Annotated in this window: 26 protein-coding genes; 10 read left to right on the plus strand and 16 right to left on the minus strand. The window is 67.5% G+C overall.

Translation table 11 applies throughout. From position 1 onward, the window contains the following. Positions 1-13: 13 nt before the first annotated feature. Positions 14-631, plus strand: coding sequence for a MarR family winged helix-turn-helix transcriptional regulator (locus ACO07I_RS04710; protein WP_422014822.1), 618 nt, complete (start codon positions 14-16; stop codon positions 629-631). Between the two features lie 5 nt (positions 632-636). On the opposite strand, the gene ACO07I_RS04715 is transcribed toward ACO07I_RS04710, so the two are convergent. Continuing rightward, the gene (locus tag ACO07I_RS04715) at positions 637-933 is read right to left on the minus strand and encodes a DUF1244 domain-containing protein (RefSeq protein ID WP_422014824.1); all 297 of its coding nucleotides are present in this window, start codon (positions 931-933) and stop codon (positions 637-639) included. Between the two features lie 60 nt (positions 934-993). Continuing rightward, positions 994-1,782, minus strand: a complete 789-nt coding sequence (locus tag ACO07I_RS04720) for an N-formylglutamate amidohydrolase (RefSeq protein ID WP_422014826.1) — start codon at positions 1,780-1,782, stop codon at positions 994-996. A 29-nt stretch (positions 1,783-1,811) separates the two neighbouring features. Here ACO07I_RS04720 and ACO07I_RS04725 point away from each other — a divergent pair, with 29 nt between their 5' ends. The 9 genes from ACO07I_RS04725 to ACO07I_RS04765 all read left to right on the plus strand — a co-directional run bounded on the left by ACO07I_RS04725 (position 1,812) and on the right by ACO07I_RS04765 (position 9,261). Next, on the plus strand, positions 1,812-3,089 hold the full coding sequence (locus tag ACO07I_RS04725) for a glycerate kinase type-2 family protein (protein ID WP_422014828.1): 1,278 nt from the start codon (positions 1,812-1,814) through the stop codon (positions 3,087-3,089). Next, on the plus strand, positions 3,086-3,505 hold the full coding sequence (locus ACO07I_RS04730; RefSeq protein WP_422014830.1) for a GFA family protein: 420 nt from the start codon (positions 3,086-3,088) through the stop codon (positions 3,503-3,505). The genes ACO07I_RS04725 and ACO07I_RS04730 overlap by 4 nt, the downstream gene beginning before the upstream one ends. An 8-nt stretch (positions 3,506-3,513) precedes the next feature. Then, entirely contained in the window at positions 3,514-4,770 is a 1,257-nt protein-coding gene (gene otnK / locus ACO07I_RS04735) for a 3-oxo-tetronate kinase (RefSeq protein WP_422014832.1), read from the plus strand. Beyond that, a complete protein-coding gene (gene otnC, locus ACO07I_RS04740) occupies positions 4,767-5,414 on the plus strand; it encodes a 3-oxo-tetronate 4-phosphate decarboxylase (RefSeq protein WP_422014834.1) in 648 nt (215 codons plus the stop codon). The genes otnK and otnC overlap by 4 nt, the downstream gene beginning before the upstream one ends. Before the next feature lie 13 nt (positions 5,415-5,427). Next, positions 5,428-6,213 carry a 2-oxo-tetronate isomerase gene (gene otnI / locus ACO07I_RS04745; RefSeq protein ID WP_422014836.1) on the plus strand — a complete coding sequence of 262 codons (786 nt, stop codon included), beginning with the start codon at positions 5,428-5,430 and terminating at the stop codon, positions 6,211-6,213. A 3-nt stretch (positions 6,214-6,216) separates the two neighbouring features. Beyond that, positions 6,217-7,131 (plus strand): L-threonate dehydrogenase, encoded by a 915-nt coding sequence (gene ltnD, locus ACO07I_RS04750; RefSeq protein ID WP_422014838.1) that lies wholly within the window; start codon positions 6,217-6,219, stop codon positions 7,129-7,131. A 10-nt stretch (positions 7,132-7,141) separates the two neighbouring features. Next, positions 7,142-8,554, plus strand: coding sequence for a pyruvate kinase (gene pyk, locus ACO07I_RS04755; protein WP_422014840.1), 1,413 nt, complete (start codon positions 7,142-7,144; stop codon positions 8,552-8,554). Between the two features lie 95 nt (positions 8,555-8,649). Beyond that, complete coding sequence (locus ACO07I_RS04760) at positions 8,650-8,799, plus strand: hypothetical protein (protein WP_422014842.1); 150 nt, start codon at positions 8,650-8,652, stop codon at positions 8,797-8,799. 207 nt (positions 8,800-9,006) lie between these two features. Further along, a complete protein-coding gene (locus tag ACO07I_RS04765) occupies positions 9,007-9,261 on the plus strand; it encodes a hypothetical protein (RefSeq protein ID WP_422014844.1) in 255 nt (84 codons plus the stop codon). On the opposite strand, the gene paaK is transcribed toward ACO07I_RS04765, so the two are convergent. From paaK to ACO07I_RS04835, 14 genes are all read right to left on the minus strand, one after another. Beyond that, the gene (gene paaK, locus ACO07I_RS04770; protein ID WP_422014846.1) at positions 9,258-10,547 is read right to left on the minus strand and encodes a phenylacetate--CoA ligase PaaK; all 1,290 of its coding nucleotides are present in this window, start codon (positions 10,545-10,547) and stop codon (positions 9,258-9,260) included. The two genes, ACO07I_RS04765 and paaK, sit on opposite strands and share 4 nt — an antisense overlap. Beyond that, a complete protein-coding gene (locus ACO07I_RS04775) occupies positions 10,544-13,201 on the minus strand; it encodes a DUF2339 domain-containing protein (RefSeq protein ID WP_422014848.1) in 2,658 nt (885 codons plus the stop codon). The genes paaK and ACO07I_RS04775 overlap by 4 nt, the downstream gene beginning before the upstream one ends. 30 nt (positions 13,202-13,231) lie before the next feature. Continuing rightward, the gene (locus tag ACO07I_RS04780) at positions 13,232-14,467 is read right to left on the minus strand and encodes an amidohydrolase family protein (RefSeq protein WP_422014850.1); all 1,236 of its coding nucleotides are present in this window, start codon (positions 14,465-14,467) and stop codon (positions 13,232-13,234) included. A 36-nt stretch (positions 14,468-14,503) separates the two neighbouring features. Further along, entirely contained in the window at positions 14,504-15,100 is a 597-nt protein-coding gene (locus ACO07I_RS04785) for a tetratricopeptide repeat protein (RefSeq protein WP_422014852.1), read from the minus strand. 20 nt (positions 15,101-15,120) lie between these two features. Beyond that, positions 15,121-16,440, minus strand: a complete 1,320-nt coding sequence (glcF, locus tag ACO07I_RS04790) for a glycolate oxidase subunit GlcF (RefSeq protein ID WP_422014854.1) — start codon at positions 16,438-16,440, stop codon at positions 15,121-15,123. An 8-nt stretch (positions 16,441-16,448) separates the two neighbouring features. Continuing rightward, a complete protein-coding gene (locus tag ACO07I_RS04795; protein WP_422014856.1) occupies positions 16,449-16,757 on the minus strand; it encodes a HigA family addiction module antitoxin in 309 nt (102 codons plus the stop codon). A gap of 264 nt (positions 16,758-17,021) precedes the next feature. Further along, positions 17,022-18,191, minus strand: coding sequence for a glycolate oxidase subunit GlcE (glcE, locus tag ACO07I_RS04800; protein ID WP_422014858.1), 1,170 nt, complete (start codon positions 18,189-18,191; stop codon positions 17,022-17,024). A gap of 4 nt (positions 18,192-18,195) precedes the next feature. After that, positions 18,196-19,683 carry an FAD-linked oxidase C-terminal domain-containing protein gene (locus tag ACO07I_RS04805; RefSeq protein WP_422014860.1) on the minus strand — a complete coding sequence of 496 codons (1,488 nt, stop codon included), beginning with the start codon at positions 19,681-19,683 and terminating at the stop codon, positions 18,196-18,198. 80 nt (positions 19,684-19,763) lie between these two features. After that, on the minus strand, positions 19,764-19,889 hold the full coding sequence (gene ykgO / locus ACO07I_RS04810; protein WP_068191747.1) for a type B 50S ribosomal protein L36: 126 nt from the start codon (positions 19,887-19,889) through the stop codon (positions 19,764-19,766). 192 nt (positions 19,890-20,081) lie between these two features. Next, positions 20,082-20,387 carry an ATP-dependent Clp protease adapter ClpS gene (gene clpS / locus ACO07I_RS04815; RefSeq protein ID WP_422014863.1) on the minus strand — a complete coding sequence of 102 codons (306 nt, stop codon included), beginning with the start codon at positions 20,385-20,387 and terminating at the stop codon, positions 20,082-20,084. Positions 20,388-20,431: 44 nt separating this feature from the next. After that, a complete protein-coding gene (locus ACO07I_RS04820) occupies positions 20,432-21,028 on the minus strand; it encodes a glutathione S-transferase family protein (RefSeq protein ID WP_422014865.1) in 597 nt (198 codons plus the stop codon). 84 nt (positions 21,029-21,112) lie between these two features. After that, on the minus strand, positions 21,113-22,744 hold the full coding sequence (locus ACO07I_RS04825; RefSeq protein WP_422014867.1) for a hydantoinase B/oxoprolinase family protein: 1,632 nt from the start codon (positions 22,742-22,744) through the stop codon (positions 21,113-21,115). Beyond that, a complete protein-coding gene (locus tag ACO07I_RS04830) occupies positions 22,744-24,813 on the minus strand; it encodes a hydantoinase/oxoprolinase family protein (protein ID WP_422014869.1) in 2,070 nt (689 codons plus the stop codon). Before ACO07I_RS04830 ends, ACO07I_RS04825 begins: the two co-directional genes overlap by 1 nt. Positions 24,814-24,826: 13 nt before the next feature. Next, positions 24,827-25,795, minus strand: coding sequence for a Bug family tripartite tricarboxylate transporter substrate binding protein (locus ACO07I_RS04835; RefSeq protein WP_422014871.1), 969 nt, complete (start codon positions 25,793-25,795; stop codon positions 24,827-24,829). Positions 25,796-25,822 lie beyond the last annotated feature (27 nt).

Consider the following 25,822-nt stretch of genomic DNA (forward strand, 5'->3'; position numbering starts at 1 on the left):
ACCGGCGCGTGCCATGACGGGCTTCGACGGAGGAAAGATGGGCAGCGGCAAGCTGGAAAACGAAGGCGCCCCGGAAACGCCGGAGGCGAAGCCGCAGCGGCCGGGCCGGCGCCCGACGGCCGGCGCCCGGGCCGCGCGTGACCAGGTGGATGCCATCTTCTCGCAGTGGCGCACCGAGCGGCCGGACATCGACACCAGCCCGGTGCAGATCTACGGCCTGATCGCGCGCATCCAGATCCAGTGCACTGCTTTCATCGAGGAAGCGCTGGTTCCCTTCGGCCTGACCCGCGGGACGTTCGACGTGCTGACCGCGCTGAGGCGCGCCGGCACACCCTACTGCCTCACGCCCAAGCAGCTCGTGCAGTCGCTGCTCCTCAGCGGTGCGGGACTGACGAGCCGGTTGAACAAGCTGGAATCCCAGAACCTGATCGCCCGGCTTGCGGAGCCGAGCGATCGCCGGACGTTGCGCGTCCAGCTGACGGCCTCGGGCGAGGCCGTCATCAACGAAGCCATCCCCCGCGTCTTCGACGTGCAGCGCAGCCGGCTGCAGAAACTTGGCGACAACGGCCAAAAGCGACTTCTAGAGGAACTCTCCCGCTTCGCCGAAGCGATCGATACCTGGCCCGGCTAGTCCGTTCAGCCGTGCTTGTGGGCCTTGTCGAAGGCCTTCTTCTGGTCGGCCGACGCATCCTTCTGGTGCTTGGCCTTCCACTCGTCGTAGGGCATGCCGTAGACGATCTCACGGGCCTTCGGATCGGCGATCTCGATGCCCTGCTTGCCCGCCTCCTCGCGATACCAGCGCGACAGGCAGTTCCGGCAGAATCCAGCCAGGTTCATCAGGTCGATGTTCTGGACGTCGGTCCGCTCCTGGAGGTGCGACACCAAACGCCGGAAGGCGGCGGCTTCGAGTTCCGTACGGGTCTTGTCGTCCATGATCGCCTCCTCAGGGTGCAGGCCGAAGTCGTTACGTCGATATAGGGTCGCGCACGACGCTTAACCAGACGCCGCCGCGGCCTGTGACAGAGCCTTGTCGACGGCCGCCGAAATCGCCGGCGCCAGCCGCCGCCCCCAGGCGCGGGCATCGTCGGGCGTGCCCATGAGATCCTGCCGTACTTCCAGCGAACAATGCGGCAGCGCCCGCGGCCGCGCATGGGCGGTCAGCGTGTATTCGTAGGACGCGCGCGCCGAATAGGGCTCGTTGTCGCCGACCACCAGCGAAGGATCGCGGCGTAGTTCGGCCAGCAGCGGCTCGGGCAGGCGCGGATCGTCGTTCCACAGCACGCCGACATGCCAGGGCCGCACGAAGCCCTTCATCACCGGCGTGAAGCTGTGCATCACCAGCAGGCAGACCGTGCGGCCGCCGTCCGTCATGGCGTCGAGCAGCCGGTCGACCTCGCGATGATAGGGCCAGAAGCAGGCCTCGGCCCGGGCCTCGACCTGTTCCCGGGTCAGGTCCTTGTTGGCCGGAATGACCGTCTCGTCGCTGACCTCCGGCGTCGAGCCCTCGCCGCCCGGCCAGCGGTTGCAGTCGATCACCAGCCGAGAATAGCCGGACGAGACCAGCGGCGCGTCGAGCGCCTTCGCCAGTTCGACTGCCGCGTCGAGCCCGCCAATATCCCAACCGATGTGCCGCGCCAGTTCACTCTCGGGAAGACCGAGATCGCCCAGCGCGTGAGGCACCGCCTTGCTGGCGTGATCGCAGAGCAGCAACAGCGGCGCCCGCCCCTGTTCGTTGAAGACGGAGAACGGCGGCGGATCGCCCGGCCGGAGCAACGGTTGCATCGCGCCCCTATAGTGCGAAGATCGGGCAAATGAAAGATGCCGACGCCCGCGCCCTGCTGCGCGCCCTCTTCGACGCCGCGCTTGCCGCCGCCCGTCCCGCCACCTGCCTTGCGCCGTACATTGAAAAACTGCAGCCACCCAAGGGCCGCACGATCGTGATCGGCGCCGGCAAGGCCAGTGCCGCCATGGCCCGCGCCGTCGAGGATCAGTGGCCTCATCCGCTCGAAGGGCTGGTGGTGACACGCTACGGCTATGGCGAGGCCTGCAGGCGCATCGAGATCGTCGAGGCCGCGCACCCCGTTCCCGACGACAAGGGGCGCGAGGCGGCCGGCCGCATCTACGAGCGCGTCCAGGGGCTGAGCTCCGACGATCTCCTGCTCTGCCTGATCTCGGGCGGCGCCTCGGCTTTGCTCGCACTCCCAGCACCGGGCCTCACCCTCAACGACAAGCAGGACGTCAATCGGGCGCTGCTGAAGTCTGGCGCCAACATCGTCGAGATGAACACGGTGCGAAAGCACCTCTCGGCCATCAAGGGCGGCCGCCTCGCAATCGCCGCCCAACCGGCGCGCGTGCTTTCCTGGCTGATCTCCGACGTGCCGAACGATGACCCGGGCGTCATCGGCTCCGGCCCCACCGTTGCCGACAAGACGACGTTCGCCGATGCGCTCGCTGTCCTCGCGAAGTACCGGATCGATCCGCCATCGGCCGTCCTCAGGCATCTTCAGGAAGGCGCCGCCGGCCGCATCGAGGAGACGCCGAAACCCGGCGATCCGCGCCTCGCCAATGTCGAGACGATCATGGTGGCCACCCCCAAGCGCTCGCTCGAAGCGGCCGCCACCGTTGCAAGGGAGCACGGCATCGAGGTCGTCATGCTGGGCGACAATCTCGAGGGTGAGGCCCGCGAACTGGGCGCCGCGCACGCGCGCCAGGCCCTCGAGATCGCCAGGCGCGGCGGCAAGCCGGTGGCGATCCTCTCGGGCGGCGAGACAACCGTCACGGTGCGCGGCAAGGGCCGTGGCGGTCGCAACGTCGAATACCTGTTGGCCGAGGTCATCGCCGCCGACGGCGCGCGCGGCATCTGGGGCCTTTCGGCCGACACCGACGGCGTCGACGGCGCCGAAGACATTGCCGGCGCGGTCTTCACGCCGGATACGCTCGCCCGGGCGCGCGCCCAGGGCCGCGATCCGCAGGCCATGCTCGACGACAATGACGGGCATGGCTTCTTCGAGCTGCTGGGCGATGGCCTGATCACCGGTCCGACGCGGACCAACGTCAACGATTTCCGCGTCACCCTGATCGCGCCATGACGACCTATCCCGGCTCCTGCCACTGCGGCGCGATCGCGATCACCCTCACCTCCGACAAGACTCCGGAGGAGATGCGGGTCGGACGCTGCGCCTGCAGCTTCTGCCGCCGCCACGGCGCCCGCACCATGGGCGATCCGACGGGAAGCGTGGAATTCCGCAGCGCACCAAACGCCCTGTCGCGCTACCGCTTCGGCCTCGGCATCACCGACTACCTGCTTTGTGCCCGTTGCGGCACCTATGTCGGCGCCGTGATGCCCGAGGAAAACGGCGCCATCGGCATCGTCAACGTCAACGCGCTCGTCATTCGCGACACCTTCGATGCTGCACCGCCGTTGCACCACTACGACGGCGAGGACGAGGCCCGACGACGCTCCCGGCGCCGAAAGTTCTGGATGCCCGCGACCGTGATCGCCTAGGGTCGGGCATGGCCATTCTCGGAGTGATCGCCGACGACTTCACCGGCGCAACGGACATCGCGGGCATGCTCGTCAAGGGCGGCATGCGCACGATCCAGACAATCGGCGTGCCGGCGACGGGCACGATCCCCGGCGACGTCGATGCCGTCGTCGTCGCGCTGAAGACGCGCTCTATCCCGGCGGCCGACGCGGTCGCGCAATCGCTCGCCGCGCTGAAGGCGTTGCAGGCGGCCGGCTGCGTACGCTTCTTCTTCAAGTACTGCTCGACGTTCGATTCGACCGACGCCGGCAATATCGGTCCCGTCGGCGATGCGCTGCTCGACGCGCTGAAAGCGAAGCAGGCGATCTACTGCCCTGCTTTCCCGGTGAACGGCCGCACGATCTTCTTCGGGCATCTGTTCGTGGGTGACGTGCTGCTCTCGGACTCGCACATGAAGCACCATCCGCTGACGCCGATGACCGATGCCAGCCTGGTGCGCGTGCTGGCGCGACAGACGCCGCACACGGTCGGCCTCGTCGCCTTGAAGCAGGTCCAGTCCGGCTCTGCCGTCCTGCGTGAAGCGCTCGACAAGCTCGCCACCGACGGCGTTCGGCACGTCGTGGTCGATGCCGTGGCCGACACCGACCTCGGCATCATCGGCGAAGCGATCGGGGACGATACGCTGGTCACCGGCGGCTCGGGCGTGGCACTCGGCCTGCCCGCCGCCTATCGCCGACGCGGGCTGATGGCTCATCGCTCCGGCGCCGACACGCTGCCCAGGATCGAGGGCGCCGCAGCGGTGCTGGCCGGCTCCTGCTCGGCGGCGACACTCGGCCAGATCAAGGCTTTCACGGGTGCGCATCTGGCGCTCGATACCGACGCGATCTGCCGCGGCGAGGATGTCGCCGGCAAGGCGCTCGACTGGGCCAAAGATAAACTCGGTAACGGCCCGATCCTGCTGTCGGCCAGCGACACGCCCGAGGCAGTGAAGTCACTGCAGGCAAAATACGGCATCGAGAAATCGAGCCAGGCGATCGAGAGGACGATGGCGGCGCTGGCCCGTGGCCTCGTCGAGGCCGGCGTCGGCCGCCTCGTCGTCGCAGGCGGCGAGACCTCGGGTGCGGTTGTCAGCGCGCTCGACGTCACGGCGCTGCGCATTGGCCCCGAGATCGATCCCGGTGTGCCGTGGACGGCATCCGTGGGCGCCAGGCCGATCCTGCTCGCGCTGAAGTCCGGAAATTTCGGCGCGCCCGATTTCTTCACCAAGGCATTCGACAGGCTATGAGCACCGCAGAAACCAAGATCCGCGAGCAGATCTGCGCGCTGGGCGCCAAGCTTGCCGCCCGGGGCCTGTGCCCCGGCACCTCCGGCAATATCAGCGCGCGCGTGGCCGATGGCTGGCTGATGACGCCGACCAACTCCTCGCTGGGCGAACTCGAGCCCGGCCAGCTCTCCAAGATCGATCTGTCGGGCAAGCATGTCGCCGGCGATCCGCCGACCAAGGAAGCGCTGCTGCATCGCTCGGTCTACGACGTGCGGCCCAAGGACGGTGCGATCGTCCATCTCCACTGCACGCATGCGGTGGCGATCTCCTGCCTCGATCCGTCCTGCCACCACAATGCCGAGACGACCCTGCCGCCGATCACGCCCTACTTCGTGATGCGGGTCGGCAAACTGCCGCTGGTGCCCTACTACAGGCCGGGCGACCCGAAGCTCGCCGACGCCATCCGCGACTACGCCAAGGGCCATCGCGCCGTGCTGCTGGCCAATCATGGCCCGGTCGTCGCCGGAACCTCGCTGTCCGCCGCCTCCGCCTCGATCGAGGAGCTCGAGGAGACGGCCAAGCTCCACCTGCTGCTGCAGGGCTTCAAGCTGCGTACCCTCTCGGATGCCCAGGTGCGGGACGTCGAAGAAGCCTATCCTTCCTGATTGGACCCGAAGAATGCCCAAGCTCGCCGCCAATCTCTCGTGGATCTACCAGGAAGTGCCGTTCCTGCAGCGCTTCGGCGCCGCCGCGGCACATGGCTTCAAGGCCGTCGAGATCCTGTTTCCCTATGAAGCGCCGGCCGCCGAGATCGCCGCCGAACTGAAGAAGCACAGGCTCACCCAGGCGCTATTCAACCTGCCGCCGGGCGACGCCAGCAAGGGCGAGCGCGGCCTGGCTGCCCTTCCCGGCCGCGAGGCCGAGTTCGCCGCCGCCATCGACAAGGCGCTGGATTACGCGCAGGCCCTCGAATGCCGGACCCTGCATGTCATGTCCGGGATGATCGCGCCCGGCGCCGACGTGAAGGCGATGCACCGCACCTTCATTGCGAACCTGAAGAAGATCTGCGACCGCACGGCCAAGATGGACATCACCATCGTGCTGGAGCCGATCAATCATCGCGACATTCCCGGCTACTTCACCAACACGACCGACCAGGTGAAGGCGATCATCGGCGAGGTCGGGGCGCCGCATCTGCGCCTGCAGCTCGACCTCTATCACCTGCAGGTCACCGAGGGCGATCTGCAGAGGCGGATGGAGCGGCTGTTCCCGATCACCGCGCACGTGCAGATCGCCGGCAACCCCGACCGCAACGAGCCCGACATCGGCGAGGTCAATCACCTCTACCTGCTCGATGTGCTCGATCGGCTGGGCTACGACGGCTATGTCGGGCTCGAGTACAAGCCGAAGACCACGACCGGCGCCGGCCTCGGCTGGGCGGCCAAGTACGGCATCAAGGCCTGAGCCATGACCGACAAGAACACTCCCGTCATCGCCTTCGTGGGCCTGGGCTCGATGGGCCTCGGCATGGCGAAGAACCTGCTGAAGCACGGCCACAAGGTGATCGGCGTCGATCCCAGCGCCGCGGCGCGCGAGGCCTTCGTGGCCGCCGGCGGCACGACGGAAGCGACACCTGCCGAAGCCGCGAAGACCGCCGATGTGGTCGTCGTCGCTGTCGTCAACGCGCAGCAGGTCGAAGCGGTGCTCTATGGCGAGGGCGGTGCGGTCGCCGCCCTGCGCAAGGGAGGCGTGGTCATGCAGTGCGCCACCTGTCCCGCGGCCTTCATCCGCAAGCTCGACGAGCGTCTCGCGACGACCGGCCATGAGCTGCTCGATGCGCCCATGTCGGGCGGACGGGCGCGCGCCGAGTCCGGCGAACTCACCTTCATGTCGTCCGGGAATGCCAAGGCCTTCGCGGCGGCGGAGTCGATCCTGTCGGCCACCTCGGCGAAAGTGTTTCGCCTCGGCGACAAGGCGGGCATTGGGTCGCTGGTGAAGACGGTGAACCAGCTCCTGGCCGGCGTGCACATCGCCACGGCCGCCGAGGCGATGGCGCTCGCGGCCAAGGCCGGCGCCGATACGCGCGCGGTCTATGAAGTGATCTCGGCCAGCGCCGGGAACTCCTGGATGTTCGGCAACAGGGTGCCGCACATGCTCGACGACGATTACACGCCCTTGTCGGCCGTCGAGATCTTCGTGAAGGATCTCGGCCTGGTTCTCGACACCGGTCACGAATTGCGCCTGCCGCTGCCTCTGGCCGCCGCCGCGCACCAGCTCTTCATTGCCGCGGCCGGCGCCGGCTGGGGCAAGCTGGATGACGCCGCCGTCGTCAAGGTTTACGAAGCGGCAGGCGACTTCAAAGTGTCGTCTCCCTCGAAGTAGACTGGACCGCATGCGCCGCAATCGATTCACCAAGATCGTCGCCACGCTCGGCCCCGCCTCCTCGACCACGGAGCGGCTGCGAACCCTGTTCGAAGCCGGGGCCGACGTCTTCCGGCTGAACTTCAGCCACGGCCAGCACGAGGACCACCGCCAGCGGGTCGAGCAGCTGCGCGCGCTCGAGAAGGAGTTCAAGCACCCGATCGCGATCCTGCTCGATCTGCAGGGGCCGAAGCTGCGGCTGGGCACCTTCGCCAAAGGGCCGATGGTCGTGAAGAAGGGTCAGACGGTCCGTTTCGACATGAATCCCGAGCCCGGCACGGCCGAGCGCGTGCCCCTGCTCCATCCGGAGATCTTCAAGGCGGCCAAGCCGGACGGCATCCTGCTGATCGACGACGGCAAGGTGCGGCTGCGCATCGTGGCGCACGACGAGGAGACGATCGACGCGGAGGTCGAGGTCGCCGGCACCCTCAGCGACCGCAAGGGCGTCAACCTGCCCAACCTCGTCCTGCCGATGTCGCCCATGACACCGAAGGATCACAAGGACCTCGCCTTCGGCCTGTCGATCGGCGTCGACTGGATCGCCCTCTCCTTCGTGCAGCACGCCAACGACATCGCCGAACTGAAGAAGCTGGTCGCCGGGCGTGCGGCCGTGATGGCCAAGCTGGAGAAGCCGCAGGCGATCGAGCATCTCGACGAGATCATCGAGCAGAGCGACGGCATCATGGTCGCGCGCGGCGACCTCGGCGTGGAGATGCCGCCGGAAGCCGTGCCGCCGCTGCAGAAGCGCATCCTCGCGGCCTGCCGCGTGGCCGGCCGCCCGACCATCGTTGCGACCCAGATGCTCGAGTCGATGATTCTGGCGCCGACGCCGACCCGCGCCGAAGTGTCCGACGTGGCCACGGCCGTCTATGACGGCACCGACGCCGTCATGCTGTCGGCCGAATCCGCCTCCGGCAGCTACCCGGTCGAAGCGGTCACGATGATGGATCGCATCCTGAAGAGCGTCGAGACCGACCCGCTCTATCGCCGCCTGATGGATGCGAGCCGGCACGAGCCCGAGGCGACGACGGCCGACGCGATCAGCGCCGCCGCCCGTCAGTGTGCCCACACATTGTCGGCCGCGGCGATCGTCACCTACACCAACACCGGGTCGACGACCCTGCGCGCCGCTCGCGAACGTCCCGACGTGCGAATCCTCTGCCTGACGCCGAACCTGGATACGGCGCGCCGCATGACACTCACCTGGGGTGTCCATCCGGTGAGGACCGAAGACGCGCACAATTTCGGCGACATGGTGCAGCGCGCCGTGCGGGTCGCCCGCCAGCAAGGGATGGCCAAGGAAGGCGAGCGGCTGGTGGTAACGGCAGGCGTCCCGTTCGGCACGCCCGGCGCCACGAACATCCTGCGCATCGCCTACGTCTGACCTCCGCGCTTGCAGCGCGCAGGCATGATTCTCAGGGAGGGATGATCGCGCCCGGCTCTCCGTAGTGTTCTCGGACGAACACAACGAGGAGTTCCATGTCTCGCCGCAATTTCGCCACCGTTGATGCCGTGCTCGTCGTCATCTGTATCGTGATCTTTGCCGGCGGGGTCCTGGCGCAGAGCCATGCACCCGGCCCGTCCGCGCCGCCCGCGGCGGTCAGCAGCGACGGCGGAGGCCGGCCATGAAGCGCCGCCGCCTGTCGCTCACCTGGATCGACTTCCTGGTCATCGCCGCTTCAATTCTGACGTTCGCCGCGGTAGCCAGCGCCACCATTGGATACGGCTGACACAAACGTCCTTGGTATCGCCCCAGTCCGGTCGTGCGGCGGACCGAAAGCATATTCATAAGCAACCTTTCCAGCCCAGCCGATAACACTCTCGCCAGAGGCCATCATGAACCCAGGCCAAAAGAAGAAGCGGGCGATCGCCGTGCCCTATGAACTTCGCAAGTCTCGCTTTTCGTGGATCGATCTGCTCGTGATCGCCGCCGCCCTGATCACGCTTGCGGTCGTCATCGACGCCTCGGTGGCCCGTGCGAAGGCGGCCGTGCCTGTCTCGCAGGCGACCCTCATCACCCCCGAATACAGCCAGCTCCCCGACGATCCCGGGCTGCTGAAAGCCAGAATCCGCCTGGCCTCGGGCCTCTAGTTCTTGGGGCGCCGGTCGATGACACGGCGGGCCTTGCCCAGCGACCGCTCGATCGTTCCCGGCGCGGCCACCTCGACATCGGCCGACAGACCGCACATGCCCTTGAGCCTGCGAGCCAGCTCGACGGCCGACTGAGCCCGCACAGCCTGCTCCTGAACCTGGCGCGCCTCGACGCGCACCAATAGATCGTCCAGCGCGCCTGTTCTCGTCAGCTCCATGACATAGTGGCCGCTCAGGCCCGGGTCGCGGAGGATCTGTTCCTCGACCTGGCTGGGGAACAGATTGACGCCGCGCACGATCAGCATGTCGTCGCTGCGCCCCGTGACCTTGGCCATGCGCCGCATCGCCGTGACCGAACCCGGCATCAGCCGCGTAAGGTCGCGCGTGCGATAGCGGACGACGGGCATCGCCTCTTTCGTCAGCGTGGTGAACACAAGCTCTCCCGCCTCGCCCTCGGCGACGGCTTGGCCTGTCACCGGATCGACGATCTCGGGATAGAAATGGTCCTCCCAGATCGTGGGCCCATCCTTGGTCTCGACGAACTCGCAGGCGACGCCCGGCCCCATGACCTCGCTCAGCCCGTAGATGTCGACGGCATCGATGCCGAGCCGGCGCTCGATCTCCGCGCGCATGCCCTCGGTCCACGGCTCGGCCCCGAAGATGCCGATGCGCATCGCCGTATCGCGTGGATCGATGCCCTGGCGTTCGAACTCATCGGCGATCGCCAGCATGTAGGACGGCGTCATCAGCACGATCCGGGCGCCGAACTCGCGGATCAGCTGGACCTGCCGCTCGCCGAAGCCGCCCGACATGGGCACCACGGTGCAGCCCAGCCGCTCGGCCCCGTAATGGGCACCCAACCCGCCGGTGAAGAGCCCGTAGCCATAGGCGTTGTGGATGATGTCGCCCGGCCGAGCGCCGCCCGCGAACAGCGACCGCGCCATCAGCTCGCCCCAGGTGGCGATGTCCTTCGCCGAGTAGCCGACGACGGTCGGCCGGCCCGTCGTGCCGCTGGAGGCGTGCAGACGCACGCAACGTTCGCGCGGGATCGCCAGCATCCCGTAGGGATACGCGTCGCGCAGGTCGCCCTTCTCCGTGAAGGGAAAGCGCCCCAGATCGTCGAGGCTCAGGAGCTGGTCTGGATGGACGCCGGCGGCTTCGCACTTGGCGCGGTACGGAGCCTGGTTGTCGTAGGCATGGGCAAGCGTGGCGCGCAGCCGGTCGAGTTGCAGGGCCCGCAACGCGTCGAGCGACAGGCCGAGTTCGGGAAACGACGCCCCGGTCACTTGCTGTCGAAGCCGAAGCGGCGATAGGCGTAGCCCAGACCGATCAGCGCCGCGCCCAGGCCGAGGAAGGAGAAGACCCGCAGCAGCCCCTGCAGCCCCGCCATATCGATCAGGAAGACCTTGGCGACCACGATGCAGACCAGCACCATGCCGGCATGCCGCAGCGCCGCGGCCTGCCGCAGGAAGCCCAGCGCCAGCAGGGCGACACCGAACAGCAGCCAGACGATCGAATAGGCATAGAGTTCCAGCCCATGCGCGCCGAAGCCGCGCCGCTCGAAGCCGGGATCGAAGAAGTGGCGGACTTCGAACGAGACGTAGACGAAGGCCAGGATCGAGGCCGCCGCCTCGACGAGGAGATCGACCCGCCGGTCGGGCTCGACGTCGATCCAGCGACGCGCCAGGGCCGCCATCGCCGCCGGTATCGCATAGGCCAGCAACAACCCGTTGACGATGGGCAGCCGGCCGACATCCGCCGGCTCGAACACCGGATTGGCGACCAGCACCTGCACGATCAGGACGACCGCGACAGCCACGCCGCCGCTCAGCCGCCACGCCCATAGCGCCACGAGGTCACCGTCGAGCCGCGTCTTCCACAGCGCTGCCAGCGCGAAGGCGCCCCAGACCAGCACATAGAAGGCGCGCTCCATGAAGCTCGCGTCCGGCATCATCATCGTCGTCGGCTGAAAGACGCTGCGGACCTCGAGCGTCAGCAGGACGAAGGTGAGCAAGGCGGCCGCCGCCTCGACCGCACGAACGAGCTGGACATCGCCGGTCGGCCGCAGGAAGCGCAGCGCCACGACCAGCGCGGCGATCGAGATGCCGTAACCCCACAGCATCCAGTTGAGGATCGGCGTCAGCCCGATCGGATAGGTCAGGATCTCCGGATTGACGACGAAGCGCACGACAACGATGGCCAGCAGCGGCCAGCAGAGCCGGCGCAGGGTCACCAGGCCGAGCTGTGCGGAGATGGCGGCGACCGCGGCCAGTTCAACCGCATAGGCGACGGTGATCCATTCGCGATTGAGTTCGAGCGGGATCGCGGCGCCGATGAAGAAGGTCACGCCGGCCGCCAGGAAGCCCAGGGCTTCGGTGGCCCCCGGCATCGTCCCGCGCCAGCGGGTGAGACGCTCGGCGCCCACGAGGAAGGGTGCGGCGAGGCCGACGCTGATCAGGCCCCACGGGACACCACCGGTCGCGGTGCCGCGCAGCACATACCAGGCGAACAGGAAGTGCGAGAGCGCGGCCGATACCGACAGGGCGGCCCAGAATCCCGGCCGCGCGGCGTTCCACAGCAGGGCGAAGGCCGCACCGGCGTACAGACCACCGAACATCGTCACGAGCCAACCGAAGCGGCCATCGTTCCAGTCGGCTGCCACCCCGCTCCCCGTCCACCACCACAGCGCCAGCGCCGCCAACGACAGGGCCGGCGCGAGGCCAGCGGTGAACTGAAAACGCGGCGCCCAGCGCGAGAAGGCAAAGATGCCGATGCCGTGCACCGCCAAGGCCAGCCAGCCGGCCGTCTGCATGCCGCGATCCTGTGCGATGGCCAGGACGAGCAGGCCACCGGTGACCGCGAGCGCGGCCCAGACCAGCGCCAGCACGTCCTTTGCCGGGTTCTCGCTCTCCTGCAGGCGCCGCCACGATGCCCAGACGAAGAGCCCCGCAAGCGCCACCAGGAAAAGGCCGACCCAGTGCAGTTCGGGCAGGTCGGGATCGGCGAGCATCCAGATGCAGGTCCAAAGCGCCGAACCGGCAAGGACGCCCCAGCCCAGTACCCACCAGCCGCGGATCCGGATGACCGTGAGCGTGCCCGCGGCAATGGCCAGCAGATAGCCGAACAGGACCGGCGTATTGGGTTGTTCGCTGCCGATGATCGCGGGGCTAAGGAAACCGCCCACGAAAGCGAGCGCCGCAACGAGGATGCCGTGGCGCAGCGAGAGGGTGATCGCGAAGGCCGTCAGGGCCGCCGCGCCGCCGCCCGCCGCGACCTTCGAGATCATGTCGTAGAGCGCGACGGCCGACAGAAGCGATCCGTAGAGCGCCGCAACACCCGCGGCCGCCAGCGCCTGCGACACGCGATCGTCGCGCGACCGCATCCGCTCGGCGCCCGCGATCAGGGCGAAGCCGAACAGCGCTGCGAGGATGACGCGCACCTCGGGAGAGAGATAGCCCTCCTCGATCGAGTAACGGACGAGGAAGACGGCCGACAAGGCCAGGGTGATGGCGCCGACCCAGAGGAAGGCGCGGGCGCCGAGCCGTTGCTCCCACCCGCCCCTCACCGGCTCGATGGCTGGGATTGCTGGCGGAGTTGCAGCGGACGCCGGGGATGCCGGCAGATCCGCGCCGATGACGATTGCCTCGGGTTCGACTTGCAGCGCTGCGAGCGACGGTTCCGGCTCCGGCACGAACGGCGGCGCCGGCGGCGGCGGCACGGCGGCCTCGACCGGCCCTTCCAGAACGGGGCTGGCCTCGACCGGGGGCGGCACCGGTTGCACGACCGCCGCGGCCAGCTGACGGCGCAGCGCCGCGAGTTCCGACGCGAGCCGTTCGTTCTGCGCGCGGATGCCCGACGTGCGGACCAGCGCGATGATGGCGATCAGCGGGGTGCCGAGCGCCCAGGCGATCCCGACGAGGATGAGGAAGATTTCTTCCACGAAGGCTCCGGGATCGCCCTGCGGTGCTCGTTATTCCGCCGCGACGCGGGTGGCATCCTGGGCGAAGGCTGCCCGGTTGTCGCGGGCGACGAGGCCGCGCTTGACCACCATACGGTGGTTTTCCTTGCGGGCCGCGCGCTTGATGTCAGCCAATGCGTCGCCGTCGCACAGGACGAAGTCGGCCACATTGCCTTCCTTGATGCGGCCGTGATCGGCCAGGCGCATCAGGTCGGCGGCACTCGCGGTCGCAAAGAACAGCGAATCGCGGCTCGAAATGCCGATGTCGCACATGAACTCGAGCTCGCGCGCATTCTCGCCATGGCGATTATGCGGCGTCCCGGCGTCGGTGCCCATCGCGATGCGGCCGCCGGCCGCGTAGTACATCTTGGTCGCCGCGATGTGACGGTCGAAGACGCGGCGGCTCTTGTCGATCACATAGTCGGGGATCGAACGGTCGCCCTCATCGTAGCCCTTGAGGATGTTCTTCACCGCCGCCAAGGTCGGCACCAGCCAGACGCCGCGCTCCTTCATCTCGCGGCAGCACTCCTCGTCCATGAAGATGCCGTGCTCGATCGAATCGATGCCGCCGCGCACGGCATTGAGGATACCGAGCGCGCCCTGGGCATGGCTGGCGCAGCATTTGTGGAAGCGATGGGCCTCCGAGATGCCGGCCTTCATCTCCTCGGCGCTGTAATGCGCGTCCTCGGGATTGACGCCGGCGGTCATCACGCCGCCCGTGGCCATGATCTTCACCAGGTCGGAGCCGGCGTGGACCTGCTCGCGCACCGCCTTCACCACCTCGTCGACACCGTCGGCAACGCGACCGACGCGATTGCCGTGGCCGCCGGTCATGCAGATCATGCGGCCGGCGCAGCGCATCGTCGGACCGAGGAAGCGGCCGGCATTGTAGGCGTCGCGGATCGCGAATTCGATATAGTCCTTGCCGCCGCAGTCGCGCACCGCGGTGACGCCGCCTTCCAGGGTCTGGCGCATGAACTCCATGCCGCGCACCGTGAGCTGGGCGGCACTCAGGCGATCCTGAACGGCGCCGGGATTGCCCTCGGCGCCCGACAGCGAATGGACGTGGCAGTCGATGATGCCGGGAATGAGCGTGGCCCCCGACGTGTCGACCCGCTCGCCGGCAAAGCCCTTGAACTCGCCCGCCGGCGCGACGCGCTTGATGCGGCCGCCCTCTTCCAGCACCGCCTGCCCGTCCTGCACCTTCTCGCCATCGAACAGACGACCGCCGACATACAACGTGGCCATGAATGACTCCCGAATTCGAATGGGAAGGACTTTTGCCTACGTCGTGGGCCGGCCGCAACCCAACGGATCGGCATCGGCACCCTGGTCACCGCCCAAGGCCTTCAGACGCGCGATCTCGTCGTCGATTCCCGCGATATGCGGGTTCCACCTGCGGGCCAGCTCGAAGGCCGCAACGGCACGCGCGGTCTCGCCCATTTCCGCGCGGATCATGCCGAGACCGGAATAGGCGCCGAAATGGCGCGGCTCCCGCTTCACCGTCTCGCAGATGTCGGCGAGCGATGCGGTGAAGTTGCCCGTCAGCCAGTGCGCCGTCGCGCGCTTGTTCCAGGCCTCCGACAGGGCGGGCGCGACGTCGATCAGGCGTGTGAAGGTCTCGATCGAGCTCTCGAATTGCTGCTGCTGCATCTCGGCAATGCCGCGCATCATCAGGGCGCGCTGGCTCATGTCGGGAACCATCACCCACTGTTCCCAGATCGCCGCTTCGAGGGTGCGAATCGCCGACGGGTCGGTTGCATCGCGAAGCTTAAGGAAGAGTGTATCGAGCACGGGGCCGCTCCCGGCGTTCTGCGCCATCGCGTTGACGCCCAGCATCAATCCGAGAAGGGCGGCAAGGCAAGCGCGAAGAGCGTTCATGCCTCCCCTTTCCTCCGTGCTCAGTCCAGTGCCGCCGGCTTGGGACCGCCCGTCGCCCAGTCCAGCAGTTCGACGGTATGAGCGATGGGTATGCCCGTGCCCGCGGCGATGTTGCCGATACAGCCGAAGTTGCCGGCCGCAATCACGTCGGGCTTCACGCTCTCGATGTTCGCCACCTTGCGGTCGCGCAGGCGGCGCGACAGTTCGGGCTGCAGCACCTGGTAGGTGCCGGCCCAACCGCAGCAGAGATGCCCTTCCGGCACGTCCTTCACGACGAAGCCGGCATCCCTCAGCAACCGCTTGGGCTGTTCGATCACCTTCTGGCCGTGCTGCATCGAGCAAGCCGAATGATAGGCCACCGTCAGTCCCTTGGACTCGACGTTCACGAGCCCGATCTCGAGCATGACCTCGCTCACATCCTTGGCGAGCTTCGCGACCTGCAGCGCCTTCTCGTGCCATTCCGGCTCGTCGGCCAGCATGTTGCCGTAGTCCTTGACCGTCGTGCCGCAGCCCGAGGCGTTGATCACGATGGCGTCGAGTCCGGCGCCGTCCATCTCCCGCAGCCAGGCGGTGATGTTGGCCTTGGCCAGCGCGATCGCCTGCTCGTTGCGCCCGACATGAAGCACCGAGGAGCCGCAGCAGCCCGAGCCCGCGACGTTCACCACTTCGATGTCGTGGCGTGTCAGCAGCCGCACCGTGGCCTCGTTGACCTCCGGCGCCAGCACCTGCTGGCCGCAGCCCGGCATCAGCGCCACGCGCCGACGGCGCAAGCCTTTCGCCGCGAAGGTCTGCGGCCGGTCGACCGGCGACGGGCCCTGCAGGTGCGGCGGCACGGCATCGAGCATGGCGCGCAGCCGGCGCAGGAAGGTGGCGCCGCCCGGATCGCTGCTGGTCGCCGGCAGGAGCGGCGCCAAGGGCTTGGCGAGACGCCCCAGCACCATGGCCCAGCGGAAAGCCGTGGGCCGCGGCATCAGCCAGGCCAGCAGGCCGCGCATGAAGCGATCGGCCGGAGCCCTGGTATAGGTCTCCTCGATGCGATGCCGGCCGTGATCGACCAGGTGCATGTAGTTCACGCCCGACGGGCAGGTCGTCATGCAGGACAGGCACGACAGGCAGCGATCGACGTGCCGGACTTCCTGCATCGTCGGCGCGCGGTCGCCCTCCAGCATCGCCTTGATGAGATAGATACGTCCGCGCGGACTGTCGCGTTCGTCGCCCAGCAGCACGAAGGTCGGACAGGTGGCGGTGCAGAAGCCGCAATGCACGCACTTGCGCAGGATCTGCTCGCTGCGCGCGTTCTCGGGATCGGCAAGCTGGGCCAGGGTGAAATTGGTTTGCACGACGCTGATCAGGCCGCCTGATCCAACTTCAGCCGTTCAGTCGTCTTTTTGATCAGCTGTCCCGATTCAGAGGAAGCTTTTTCCAACTCGTACAAAGTCTGCAGGTTCATCCAGGTCTGAGCGCTCATGCCAAGGGCGCGCTCCAGTCGAAGGGCCGTCTCAGCCGTTATGCCGCGCCTGCCCCGGATGATATTGCCCACCTGCACCTGCGACAAACCTGCCGCCTGCGCCAACCGGTACTGCGAAATTCCGGCCGGCTCCATGAACTCGTCACGGAGAATGCGACCGGGATGCACTGGCTTGATCTTGCGCTTCATGTCCCAACTCTCTCAATGATAGTCCACGACCTCGATCGCTGTCGTCTTGTTCAAGTTAACCAGAGCCTTTCCGGGCGAGATTGAATCGAGCCGAGCATCCCAAAACTGACCTCACCCTGAGGAGCGAACGCAGTGAGCGTCTCGAAGGGTGGGCACGCGCACCCCGTCTGTTGCCCATCCTTCGAGACGCCGTGCTTTGCACGGCTCCTCAGGATGAGGTGAGTGGGTCAATCTGAGACGGAAAGGCTTTAGCATGAACAATCCCTAACCCATCCTCCCCGGATTGAAGAGGGTCTTGGGATCGAAACTTTCCTTCACGCGCACCGCCAGCGCCACGAGCGCGGCGGACTGAGGCTGGAACACGGGGACGGCCGCGCGCACAGCCTCGGGAGCGCGGATCAGGGTCGCATGCCCGCCCGTGACGCCAAGCGCGCCGCGAACGAGCGTGTGATCGGCATCCGTCGACGGCGGCAGCGCCAGCCAGATCAACCCGCCCGACCAGTCGTAGAAAGCCCGAGCGGTGGGGCGCTGCGCCTTGATGCGACCCAGGGTCGCCGGGCCTTCGGTCGGCGGGCAGGAGATCTTCCAGACGATTTCGTCGGGCGCCGCGTTCAGCGGCGCCACGTCTCTGACCTCGCGCCAGAAGGTCCGGCTCTCCAATGTGCCGAGTTCCTCCATCTTCGCGCCAGCATCGGCCATCAGTTCGCGCAGGCCCTTGAGCCGCGCCTCGACCGAGGGCGCCACGCCTTCGAGGCGCAGCGCCGTGCGGCCCGGCAGGTGCGCCGCGCCCGAGACCTCGTGCGGGCTGCCCATCGCCGCGCACATCGCGCGCACGGCGGCCGCATCCTCGAGCCCCAGTAGCATCAGCGTTGCCGTCTGGTCCGGGGCGGGCAGCACTTTGACCGAAACCTCGTCCAGCACGGCGAGCGTGCCCCAGGAACCGGCGAGTACCTTGGAGAGATCGTAGCCGGTGACGTTCTTCATCACGCGGCCGCCCGACTTGAAGGCCTCGCCGCGCCCGTTGACGCCGCTGAAGCCCAGCAGATGGTCACGCGCCGCGCCGGCCGAGAGGCGGCGCGAGCCCGCGAGATTGCCCATGACCGCGCCGACCAGGGTTCCCCGCCCCGGCGCCTGGCCGAGCAGCGGGCCGAGGTCGGGCGGCTCGAAGGCCAGCATCTGGTTGCGCTGGGCCAGCAGCGCCTCGACCTCGCGCAACGGCGTGCCGGCGCGCAGGGTGACCACCAGCTCCTCGGGCGCATAATCCACGATGCCGGAAACGCCCGACAGGTCGAGCACATGGTCGCAGCGCATCGGCTGGCCCAGCGCGACCTTGCTGCCCTCACCGCGCACGTCGAGCGTCACGCCCTCGCCCAGCGCCCACTCCACCGCCTGCCGCAGCTCTTTCGCGTCGCGCGGCCTGATCGTACCAGTCATCGAACTAAAACCGCGGGATGTCGGGGAACGGGATGTTGTTCTGCGTCACGACCAGGCGGCCCAGCTCGGCGCAGCGGCGCAGCTTGGGGAACACCTTGCCGGGATTGAGCAGGTGGTCGGGATCGAAGGCGCATTTCACGCGCATCTGCTGGTCGAGATCGATTTCGGTGAACTGCACGCCCATCAGGTCGCGCTTCTCGATGCCGACGCCATGCTCGCCGGTCAGCACGCCGCCGACCCGCACGCAGAGTCGCAGGATGTCGGCCCCCAGCTCCTCGCAGCGCCGCAATTCGTCGGGGTCGTTGGCGTCGAACAGGATCAGCGGATGGAGGTTGCCGTCGCCGGCATGGAAGACGTTCACGACCCGCAAGCCATACTGCTTCGACAGAACGCGCATCTCGGCCAGCACCTCGACCAGCTTGCCGCGCGGCACCGAGCCGTCGAGACACATATAGTCGGGCGAGATCTGGCCGACGGCGGGGAACGCGGCCTTGCGGCCGGCCCAGAACAGCACCCGCTCCTGCTCGTCATGGCTGACCCGGATGGTCGTGGCGCCGCGGCTCCGGGCGATCTCGGCGACCCGCTCGACCAGATAGTCGACCTCGACCGGCGGGCCGTCGAGCTCGACGATCAACAGCCCCTCGGCATCGAGCGGATAGCCCGCGCCGACATAGGCCTCGGCGCACTTGGTCGCGTCCTTGTCCATCATCTCCATGCCGCCGGGGATGATGCCCGAGGCGATGACGGCGGCGACGCAGTCGGCGGCGCCCGCCTCGGTCGGGAAGCCCAGCAGCACGGCACGCGCGGTCGAGGGCTTGCGCAGGAGGCGGACCGTCACTTCGGTAACGACGCCCAAAAGTCCTTCCGAGCCAGTCATCAGGCCCAGCAGGTCGTAACCGCCGGAATCGAGATGCTTGCCGCCCAGCCGGACGACCTCGCCGTTCATCAGCACCATCTCGATGCCGAGCAGGTTGTTGGTGGTGAGCCCGTACTTCAGACAGTGCACGCCGCCGGAATTCTCAGCCACGTTTCCGCCGATCGAGCAGGCAATCTGCGAGCTGGGATCGGGTGCGTAGTAGAAGCCTTCATGCTCGACCGCCTTGGTGACGCCGAGGTTGGTGACGCCCGGCTGCACGCGGGCGCAGCGATTGGCGTAGTCGATCTCGAGCACTCGGTTGAACTTGCCCATGGCCAGCAGGATCGCGTCGCCCACCGGCATCGAACCGCCCGACAGCGAGGTGCCGCCGCCGCGCGGCACGACCTTCACCTTGTTGTCCTGGCAGTAGCGCAGGATGGCGGCCACCTGGGCCACGGTTTCGGGGAGCACCACGACCAGCGGCATCTGCCGGTAGGCCGACAGCGCATCGCATTCGAAGGGACGCATGCCGTCGAAATCGTCGATGACGCCCTCGCCGGGAACGATGGCGCGCAGCGCGGCGACGATCTCCGACCGGCGGGCGAGGATGGCGGGATCGAGCGGCGGCATCTCCATGCTTCGCTCATACGCCAAATGAAAAAGCGGCGGAAGCCGAAGCCTCCGCCGCTTTGTTCGCTAAGACGCTGACGCCGTCTTCAGCCCTGGCGGGCCTTGAAGCGCGGGTTGGTCTTGTTGATCACGTAGACACGGCCCTTGCGGCGCACGATGCGGCAGTCCTTGTGACGGAGCTTCACCGACTTGAGAGAATGACGGATCTTCATGGCCCTAACTCAACAAAAAGCCCCGGCCGGGCCGGGGTGAATTCCGAAAGCGGGCGGAAAATACGGACCGCAGCCGCTCCCGTCAACCCATTGATTCTCCACCGAAGTTTCTCAGGCGCTTTTTGCCTGATTCACCGAATTCTCCAATGATCGCAAAGGCTTGCAAAAAGGGGCTGGACCTGTGCCGGTACCCTACTCCTCAGGTTCGGTGCTGAACTCCAGCGGGTGGCCGGCGCCGCGGGCCATGTCGTTCGCCTCGCTCGCCTTGGATTCGGCGATATCGCGCGTGAAGGTGGCCACGACGCAAGCGCCACGCTGGTGCGCCGTCATCATCACCCGGTAGGACTGTTCCTCGGTCATGCGGAACACGGCCTTCAGAACGACGACCACGAACTCGCGCGGCGTGTAGTCGTCGTTCAGGAGGATCACCTTGTAGAGTGGCGGCTGCTTGGTCTTCGTCCGCTCCACCGCCTGCGGCTTGGTGTCGATATCGCTCATCGATCTCCCTTCAGTTTCCTTGAGGGCACCAACAAGCGACAGTGTCAGCCCACCGGCATCGTCTCGGCAAGAGGCGCCAGCTTCACGACCTTGTCGTACCAGGCGGCGAGCTTGGGATGTCCCGGGCGCCACGGCTCGTTGGCGTAGCGGAAGTCGAGATAGCCGAGGGCGCAGCCGATCGCGATCTCGCCGATCGTCGTCAGCTCTCCGAGCGAATCGGCCTCTTTCTCCAGCACGTCGAGCGAGCGCGTGACCTTACCCTGCTGCAGGGCGATGTAGCTCTGGCGGCCCTCGTCCTGCGGCAGGGCGATCTCGCGGCGACGGGGCTGCGTGGCATCGAGGATGCCGTCGCCCAGCGCCTGCTGGGTAAGCGCCTTCCAGCGCGCCGGGCCAATCGGCGGGAACAGCTTGGGCGCGTCGCCGATGCTGTCGAGATACTCGCAGATCACCGGGCTGTCGTAGAGCGACAGGCCGTCGTCGGTGATCAGGCTCGGGACCTTGGAGAGCGGATTGACCGGCAGCAGCGCCGGATCGGTCGTGCCGACCTTCCAGCGCTCGATCTTGTCGTTGAGCCCGCGCGCGATGGCGCAGGCCAGCACCTTGCGGACATAGGGGCTGGCGGCCGAGTAGGCGATTTTCATGGCGTTTCCTCAAATCGTCGAAGCGGCGCGCACGTTATCCCGCCCGCCGCCCGCGACGCCATGAATTTCCCGATGGGAGATCGCTCAGTCGTCGCCCTGATAGTCCGACGCCGCCGTGACGTAGCCGGCCGCCACGTCGGCGGCGAGTGCCGCCGCGGAGCGCAACTTGGGATCCCCATGGCCACCACCGCCCGGCGTGCCCAGCGAGACCGTATCGCCCTCGTTCAGCACGTACTGCTTCTTGGGGTCGGTCTTCTCGCCGTTGATTCGCAGCTCGCCGGGCGCCCCATCCTTGCCGCCCTCGATGCCGAAGGCCGCAAAGATCGTGCGCTCGGCCAGGAAGGAAACGGCGATCGGCGTCTCGCTGCGGCTCTCGATCAGGATCTCCTGCCCCAGCCCGCCGCGATGACGGCCTGCGCCGCCGGAATCGGGACGCAGCTTCTTGTGATGGAAACGCAACGGCGCGATGTGTTCGCTGATCTCGATCGAGGTCGAGCTGACGTTCGACGGCCACGATAGGCAGGTGACGCCGTCGCCCTGCGTGTTGCCGCCCATGCCGCCATTGTAGAAGAACATGTTGGCGTAGGGCTTGCCGCCATCCCGCACGCCCGACTGGTTCATCCCCCACATCGGCGAACCGCACGCTGCCATCACGCGCTCCGGCACGATCTGGCCCAGGCAGCCGAACACCAGCATCGGGATGTAATGGCCGATCAGCATGCGCGAGCCGCCCGGCGCGGGGAATTGCGGATTGACGATGCAGCCCGGCGGCGCGGTGAGCGTGATCGCCCGCCACGCGCCTTCGTTGTTGGGCAGGTTGGAGTTGGTGCAGACCTTCACCCCATACATGCACATCGCGTTCGTGTAGCACATGGCACAGTTGATCGCCCGGTCGACCTGGGCGTCGGTGCCGGCGAAATCGATCAGGATCTCGTCGCCCCTGATGGTGAGCGCCATCTTGATCGTGATGGGCCTGTCCATGATGCCGTCGGTCTTCAGCTCGCTGCGATAGGTGCCGTCCGGCAGTTCGCGGATCGCCGCCCGCATCGCCGCCTCGCAGCGCCCCTGGATCTCGCGTGCCAGATCGGTGAGATCGGGCAGGCCGTAATTCTCCATCAGCACGAGCAGGCGATCCTCCATCAGGTCGAGCGCCACGATCTGGGCGTAGAGATCGCCCATCGTCTGATCCGGCGTGCGCACGTTCTTGCGGATCAGCGCCACCAGCGTCTCGTCGGTCTTGCCGGCCGCCATCATCTTCATCGGCGGGATCTGCAGCCCCTCCTCGAAGACCTCGCGCGGCTCGGGGCTGCGGATCTTGCCGCCGATATCGGGCACGTGCGCCGTGGTCGCGCTGAAGGCGATCAGCTTGCCGTTGCGGAAGATCGGCTTGGCCAGCGTAACGTCGGGCAGATGGCCGGTACCCAGCCAGATGTCGTTGGTGATCAGCACGTCGCCCGGCGCAAGCTGGTCCTCCGGAAAGTGACGCAGGAAGTGCTTCACGGTCTCAGGGAGGGTGCCGATGAAGCTCGGGATGCTCTCGCTCGCCTGCACCAGCGACTGGCCCGACGCGTCGGTGACCACGCAGGAGAAATCGTAGCTCTCGCGCACCAGCGTCGAGAACGAGGTGCGGACCATCGCTGCCGCCGCCTCGTCGACCAGCGAGATCAGCCGGCGCCACAGCAATTCCAGTTCGATGGCATCGAAGGTGCGCGACATCAGTTTGCCTCCGCCAGGATGGAGCCGTCGGCCAGCAGCCGGGCCTTGGAGTTGGGGCCCACGATAAAGGTGCTTTCGTTCTCCTCGAAGACGGCGGGCCCGTCGATGCTGACGCCGGGTTCGAGGGCGTAGCGGTCCCAGACGCGCGTCGGGAGCGTCTTGCCTTCGTCGGGGAAGAACACGGGCCGTGTGCCCTTGAGCGCGGTCGCCGAGGCATGTCGCGGCAGTTCGAGCTTTCCGCCGGTGCCGGGCATCGGCGCGCTGACCGAGAGGCGCAGCGCCACGAACTGGATCGCCGCCCCCGGCGGCGTGCGGGCGAACAGCGCCTTGTAGGCGTCTTCGAAGGCGGTCTTCACCTCGGCCTCTTCGAGGACCTGCGGCAGGACGACGGTGATCTCGCTGCCCTGCCCGATGTAGCGCATGTCGGCGAGGCGTCGAACGGTCCGGTTCTCGACATCGGCGCCGGTCAAATGCAGCACGTCCAGCGCCTCCTTCTCGAGATCGGCAAAGAGGCGATCCGCGGCGGCGAGATCGGCGCCCGCCAGTGCGGTCGTGAAGCTGGCCACACGATCGACGCGGGCCGGCGCCATCAGCATGCCGATGGTGCTGCCTGCGCCGGCACCCGGCGGACACACGACGCGGCTGACGCCGAGCTTGCGCGCAACGTGCCAGGCATGGACGGGCCCCGCTCCGCCTGTCGCGAGCAGCGCATACTCGGAAGGCACACGCCCGCGCTCGGCGATGGCCACGCGCGCCGCGCCGGCCATGTTCTCGTTCACCACATCATGCACGCCGAACGCCGCCCGGCCGGGCTCGACGCCCAAGGCGCCGGCCAGTTTTCCGAAGGCGGCATTCGTCGCCACCGCGTCGATCTTCATGGCGCCGCCCAGGAAGAAGTCGGCATTGAGATAGCCCAGGGTCAGGTCGGCGTCGGTCACCGTCGCCTCGGTGCCGCCGCGGCCATAGCAGGCCGGTCCCGGCTGCGCGCCGCTGCTCTCGGGTCCGACGTTCAAGGTGCCCAGGTCGCTCTTATGCGCGATCGAGCCGCCGCCGGCGCCGATCTCGATCAGCTCCACCGTGGCGATCTGCATCGGCAGGCCCGAGCCGCGCAGGAAGCGCTTCTCGCGCGCCGCCTCGAAGCCCCAGGCGACGAGTGGCTCGCCATCGTCGACCAGCGCCAGCTTGGCGGTCGTGCCGCCCATGTCGAACGCCAGCACGCGCTCCAGCCCGGCATTGCGCCCGAACCAGGCGCCGGCCAGCGCGCCGGCCGCGGGCCCGCTTTCGAGAAGTTGCACCGGCGCCCGCTTGGCCTCGCTCACGTGGGTGAGGCCACCGTTCGACAGCATGAGGAACAGTCCGCCGGGAATCCCCTCGTCCCGCAGCGCCTGCTCGAGCCGCTCCAGATAGATTTCGGCCAGCGGCCGAACGTAGGCGTTGGCCACCGTCGTGCTGGCCCGCAGATACTCGCGGATCTCCGGCGCAATGTCGGACGACAGCGAGATCGACAGGTTCTGGAAGCGCTCGGCAACCGCCGCGCCGATCGCGCGTTCGTGCGCGGCATTGGCATAGGAATGCAGGAAGCAGATGGCGAGACTTTCCACGCCCTGCTCCACCAGATCCGCCACTTCGGCCAGCGCCGCCTCGACATCGAGCGCGATCTCTACCGCGCCGTCCGGCCCCAACCGTTCCTTCGCCTCGCGACGCCACGGCCTCGGCACCAGTGGCTTGGGCATCTCGATGAAGAGATCGTAGAGCTCGTATTTGCGCTCGCGCGCGATCTCCAGCACGTCGCCGAAGCCCGCCGTCGTGAGCAGGCCGGTCTTCGCGCCCTTGCGCTCGATCAGCGCGTTGGTGAACAACGTCGTGGCATGAACCACGCGGCCGATCTCCTGAGGCCTGGCGCCCGCCTTCTCCAGCACGCGCCGCGTGCCTTCGAGCGCCCCGCGGGCAGGATCGTCCGGTGTCGTGCTTTCCTTCCAGATGACGGCCCGCCCGGTGCGCGGATCATGAATGACGAGGTCGGTGAAAGTTCCCCCGATGTCGATTCCGAGGGAAAGCGGCGCACTCATTACTCTTCCTTTGCTATTCAGCTCTTACATTGCCCTGCTTGGCGACCCTCGCCCAACGCTCGCGGTCCTGGGCGATATACGCGGCGAAAGCTTCGGGTCCCTGACCGATCGGCTCAAGCCCCTGCTTCGCCAGCGTTTCGGCATTCTTGGGGTCCGAGATCGCGTCGATGAACAGCTTGGCGAGCGCCGCCTTGATGTCGGCCGGCAGGGCCGCCGGCCCCATCAGGCCAAACCAGTTGTTGATGTCGAGGGCCGGAATGTCCTTGGTGAGCAACGGCAGTTCTGGGGCGAGCGGTGTTGGCTTCGTCGCGGCGAGCGCCAGCACCCGTACCTTGCCGCCGCGCGCCTGGCCGATCAGTTCCGACACGTTGCCGAAGAACACGTCCACGTTTCCAGCCGCCACGTCGGCGATGGCGGGCGCACCGCCGCGATAGGGAACATGGATCAGCTTCAGGCCACCCGCTTCGGCCGCGAGGAACTCGGCGCCGAGCTGATTGGTGGAGCCGAGACCTGTCGAGGCATAGCTCACCTTGCCCGGATTGGCCTTCGCGTAGGCAACGAATTCGGGGATGGTCTTGAAAGGAGCATCGACGCGCACGATCAGGGCCATCGGCACACCGACCAGATTGCAGATCGGCGTCAGCTCCTTGTCGAGATCGAGCGGAATCTGCGATCCCGGCACGACGGGGCCGACCGCGAGCTGCCCCATGATGCCGATGCCCACCGTGTAGCCATCGGCCGGCGCCTGGGCCACGGCCTTCAACGCGATGAAGCCGCCGGCGCCCGTCTTGTTGTCGACGATCACCGTGTAGCCATGCTGGCGCTGAATGGTCTCCGCCGCGATGCGGGCGGCCATATCGGCGGTGCCGCCGGGCGCGTAGCCGACGACGATCTTGATCGGCTGTTTCGGCACCCATTGCTGGGCGCGCGCCGACGCGGCAGCCAGCACGAGCGGCGCGGCAAAAAGGCTTCGACGGAACATCACGACTCCCAATCCCCAATGCCGAGC

Origin of the sequence: Reyranella sp. (genome assembly GCF_965227665.1) — a bacterium.
Classification (GTDB): Bacteria; Pseudomonadota; Alphaproteobacteria; order Reyranellales; family Reyranellaceae; genus Reyranella.

Bases quoted from the DNA above. Each gene is read 5' to 3' on its own strand.
- ACO07I_RS04785 (WP_422014852.1), bottom strand. From the start codon at position 15,100: ATGAACGCTCTTCGCGCTTGCCTTGCCGCCCTTCTCGGATTGATGCTG.
- ACO07I_RS04730 (WP_422014830.1), top strand. From the start codon at position 3,086: ATGACGACCTATCCCGGCTCCTGCCACTGCGGCGCGATCGCGATCACC.
- ACO07I_RS04765 (WP_422014844.1), top strand. From the start codon at position 9,007: ATGAACCCAGGCCAAAAGAAGAAGCGGGCGATCGCCGTGCCCTATGAA.
- ACO07I_RS04710 (WP_422014822.1), top strand. From the start codon at position 14: ATGACGGGCTTCGACGGAGGAAAGATGGGCAGCGGCAAGCTGGAAAAC.
- ykgO (WP_068191747.1), bottom strand. From the start codon at position 19,889: ATGAAGATCCGTCATTCTCTCAAGTCGGTGAAGCTCCGTCACAAGGAC.
- otnC (WP_422014834.1), top strand. From the start codon at position 4,767: ATGAGCACCGCAGAAACCAAGATCCGCGAGCAGATCTGCGCGCTGGGC.
- ACO07I_RS04720 (WP_422014826.1), bottom strand. From the start codon at position 1,782: ATGCAACCGTTGCTCCGGCCGGGCGATCCGCCGCCGTTCTCCGTCTTC.
- ACO07I_RS04830 (WP_422014869.1), bottom strand. From the start codon at position 24,813: ATGAGTGCGCCGCTTTCCCTCGGAATCGACATCGGGGGAACTTTCACC.
- ACO07I_RS04825 (WP_422014867.1), bottom strand. From the start codon at position 22,744: ATGTCGCGCACCTTCGATGCCATCGAACTGGAATTGCTGTGGCGCCGG.
- ACO07I_RS04820 (WP_422014865.1), bottom strand. From the start codon at position 21,028: ATGAAAATCGCCTACTCGGCCGCCAGCCCCTATGTCCGCAAGGTGCTG.
- glcE (WP_422014858.1), bottom strand. From the start codon at position 18,191: ATGACTGGTACGATCAGGCCGCGCGACGCGAAAGAGCTGCGGCAGGCG.
- pyk (WP_422014840.1), top strand. From the start codon at position 7,142: ATGCGCCGCAATCGATTCACCAAGATCGTCGCCACGCTCGGCCCCGCC.
- ltnD (WP_422014838.1), top strand. From the start codon at position 6,217: ATGACCGACAAGAACACTCCCGTCATCGCCTTCGTGGGCCTGGGCTCG.
- ACO07I_RS04760 (WP_422014842.1), top strand. From the start codon at position 8,650: ATGTCTCGCCGCAATTTCGCCACCGTTGATGCCGTGCTCGTCGTCATC.
- ACO07I_RS04795 (WP_422014856.1), bottom strand. From the start codon at position 16,757: ATGAAGCGCAAGATCAAGCCAGTGCATCCCGGTCGCATTCTCCGTGAC.
- ACO07I_RS04805 (WP_422014860.1), bottom strand. From the start codon at position 19,683: ATGGAGATGCCGCCGCTCGATCCCGCCATCCTCGCCCGCCGGTCGGAG.
- otnK (WP_422014832.1), top strand. From the start codon at position 3,514: ATGGCCATTCTCGGAGTGATCGCCGACGACTTCACCGGCGCAACGGAC.
- clpS (WP_422014863.1), bottom strand. From the start codon at position 20,387: ATGAGCGATATCGACACCAAGCCGCAGGCGGTGGAGCGGACGAAGACC.
- otnI (WP_422014836.1), top strand. From the start codon at position 5,428: ATGCCCAAGCTCGCCGCCAATCTCTCGTGGATCTACCAGGAAGTGCCG.
- ACO07I_RS04780 (WP_422014850.1), bottom strand. From the start codon at position 14,467: ATGGCCACGTTGTATGTCGGCGGTCGTCTGTTCGATGGCGAGAAGGTG.
- ACO07I_RS04835 (WP_422014871.1), bottom strand. From the start codon at position 25,795: ATGTTCCGTCGAAGCCTTTTTGCCGCGCCGCTCGTGCTGGCTGCCGCG.
- ACO07I_RS04725 (WP_422014828.1), top strand. From the start codon at position 1,812: ATGAAAGATGCCGACGCCCGCGCCCTGCTGCGCGCCCTCTTCGACGCC.
- ACO07I_RS04715 (WP_422014824.1), bottom strand. From the start codon at position 933: ATGGACGACAAGACCCGTACGGAACTCGAAGCCGCCGCCTTCCGGCGT.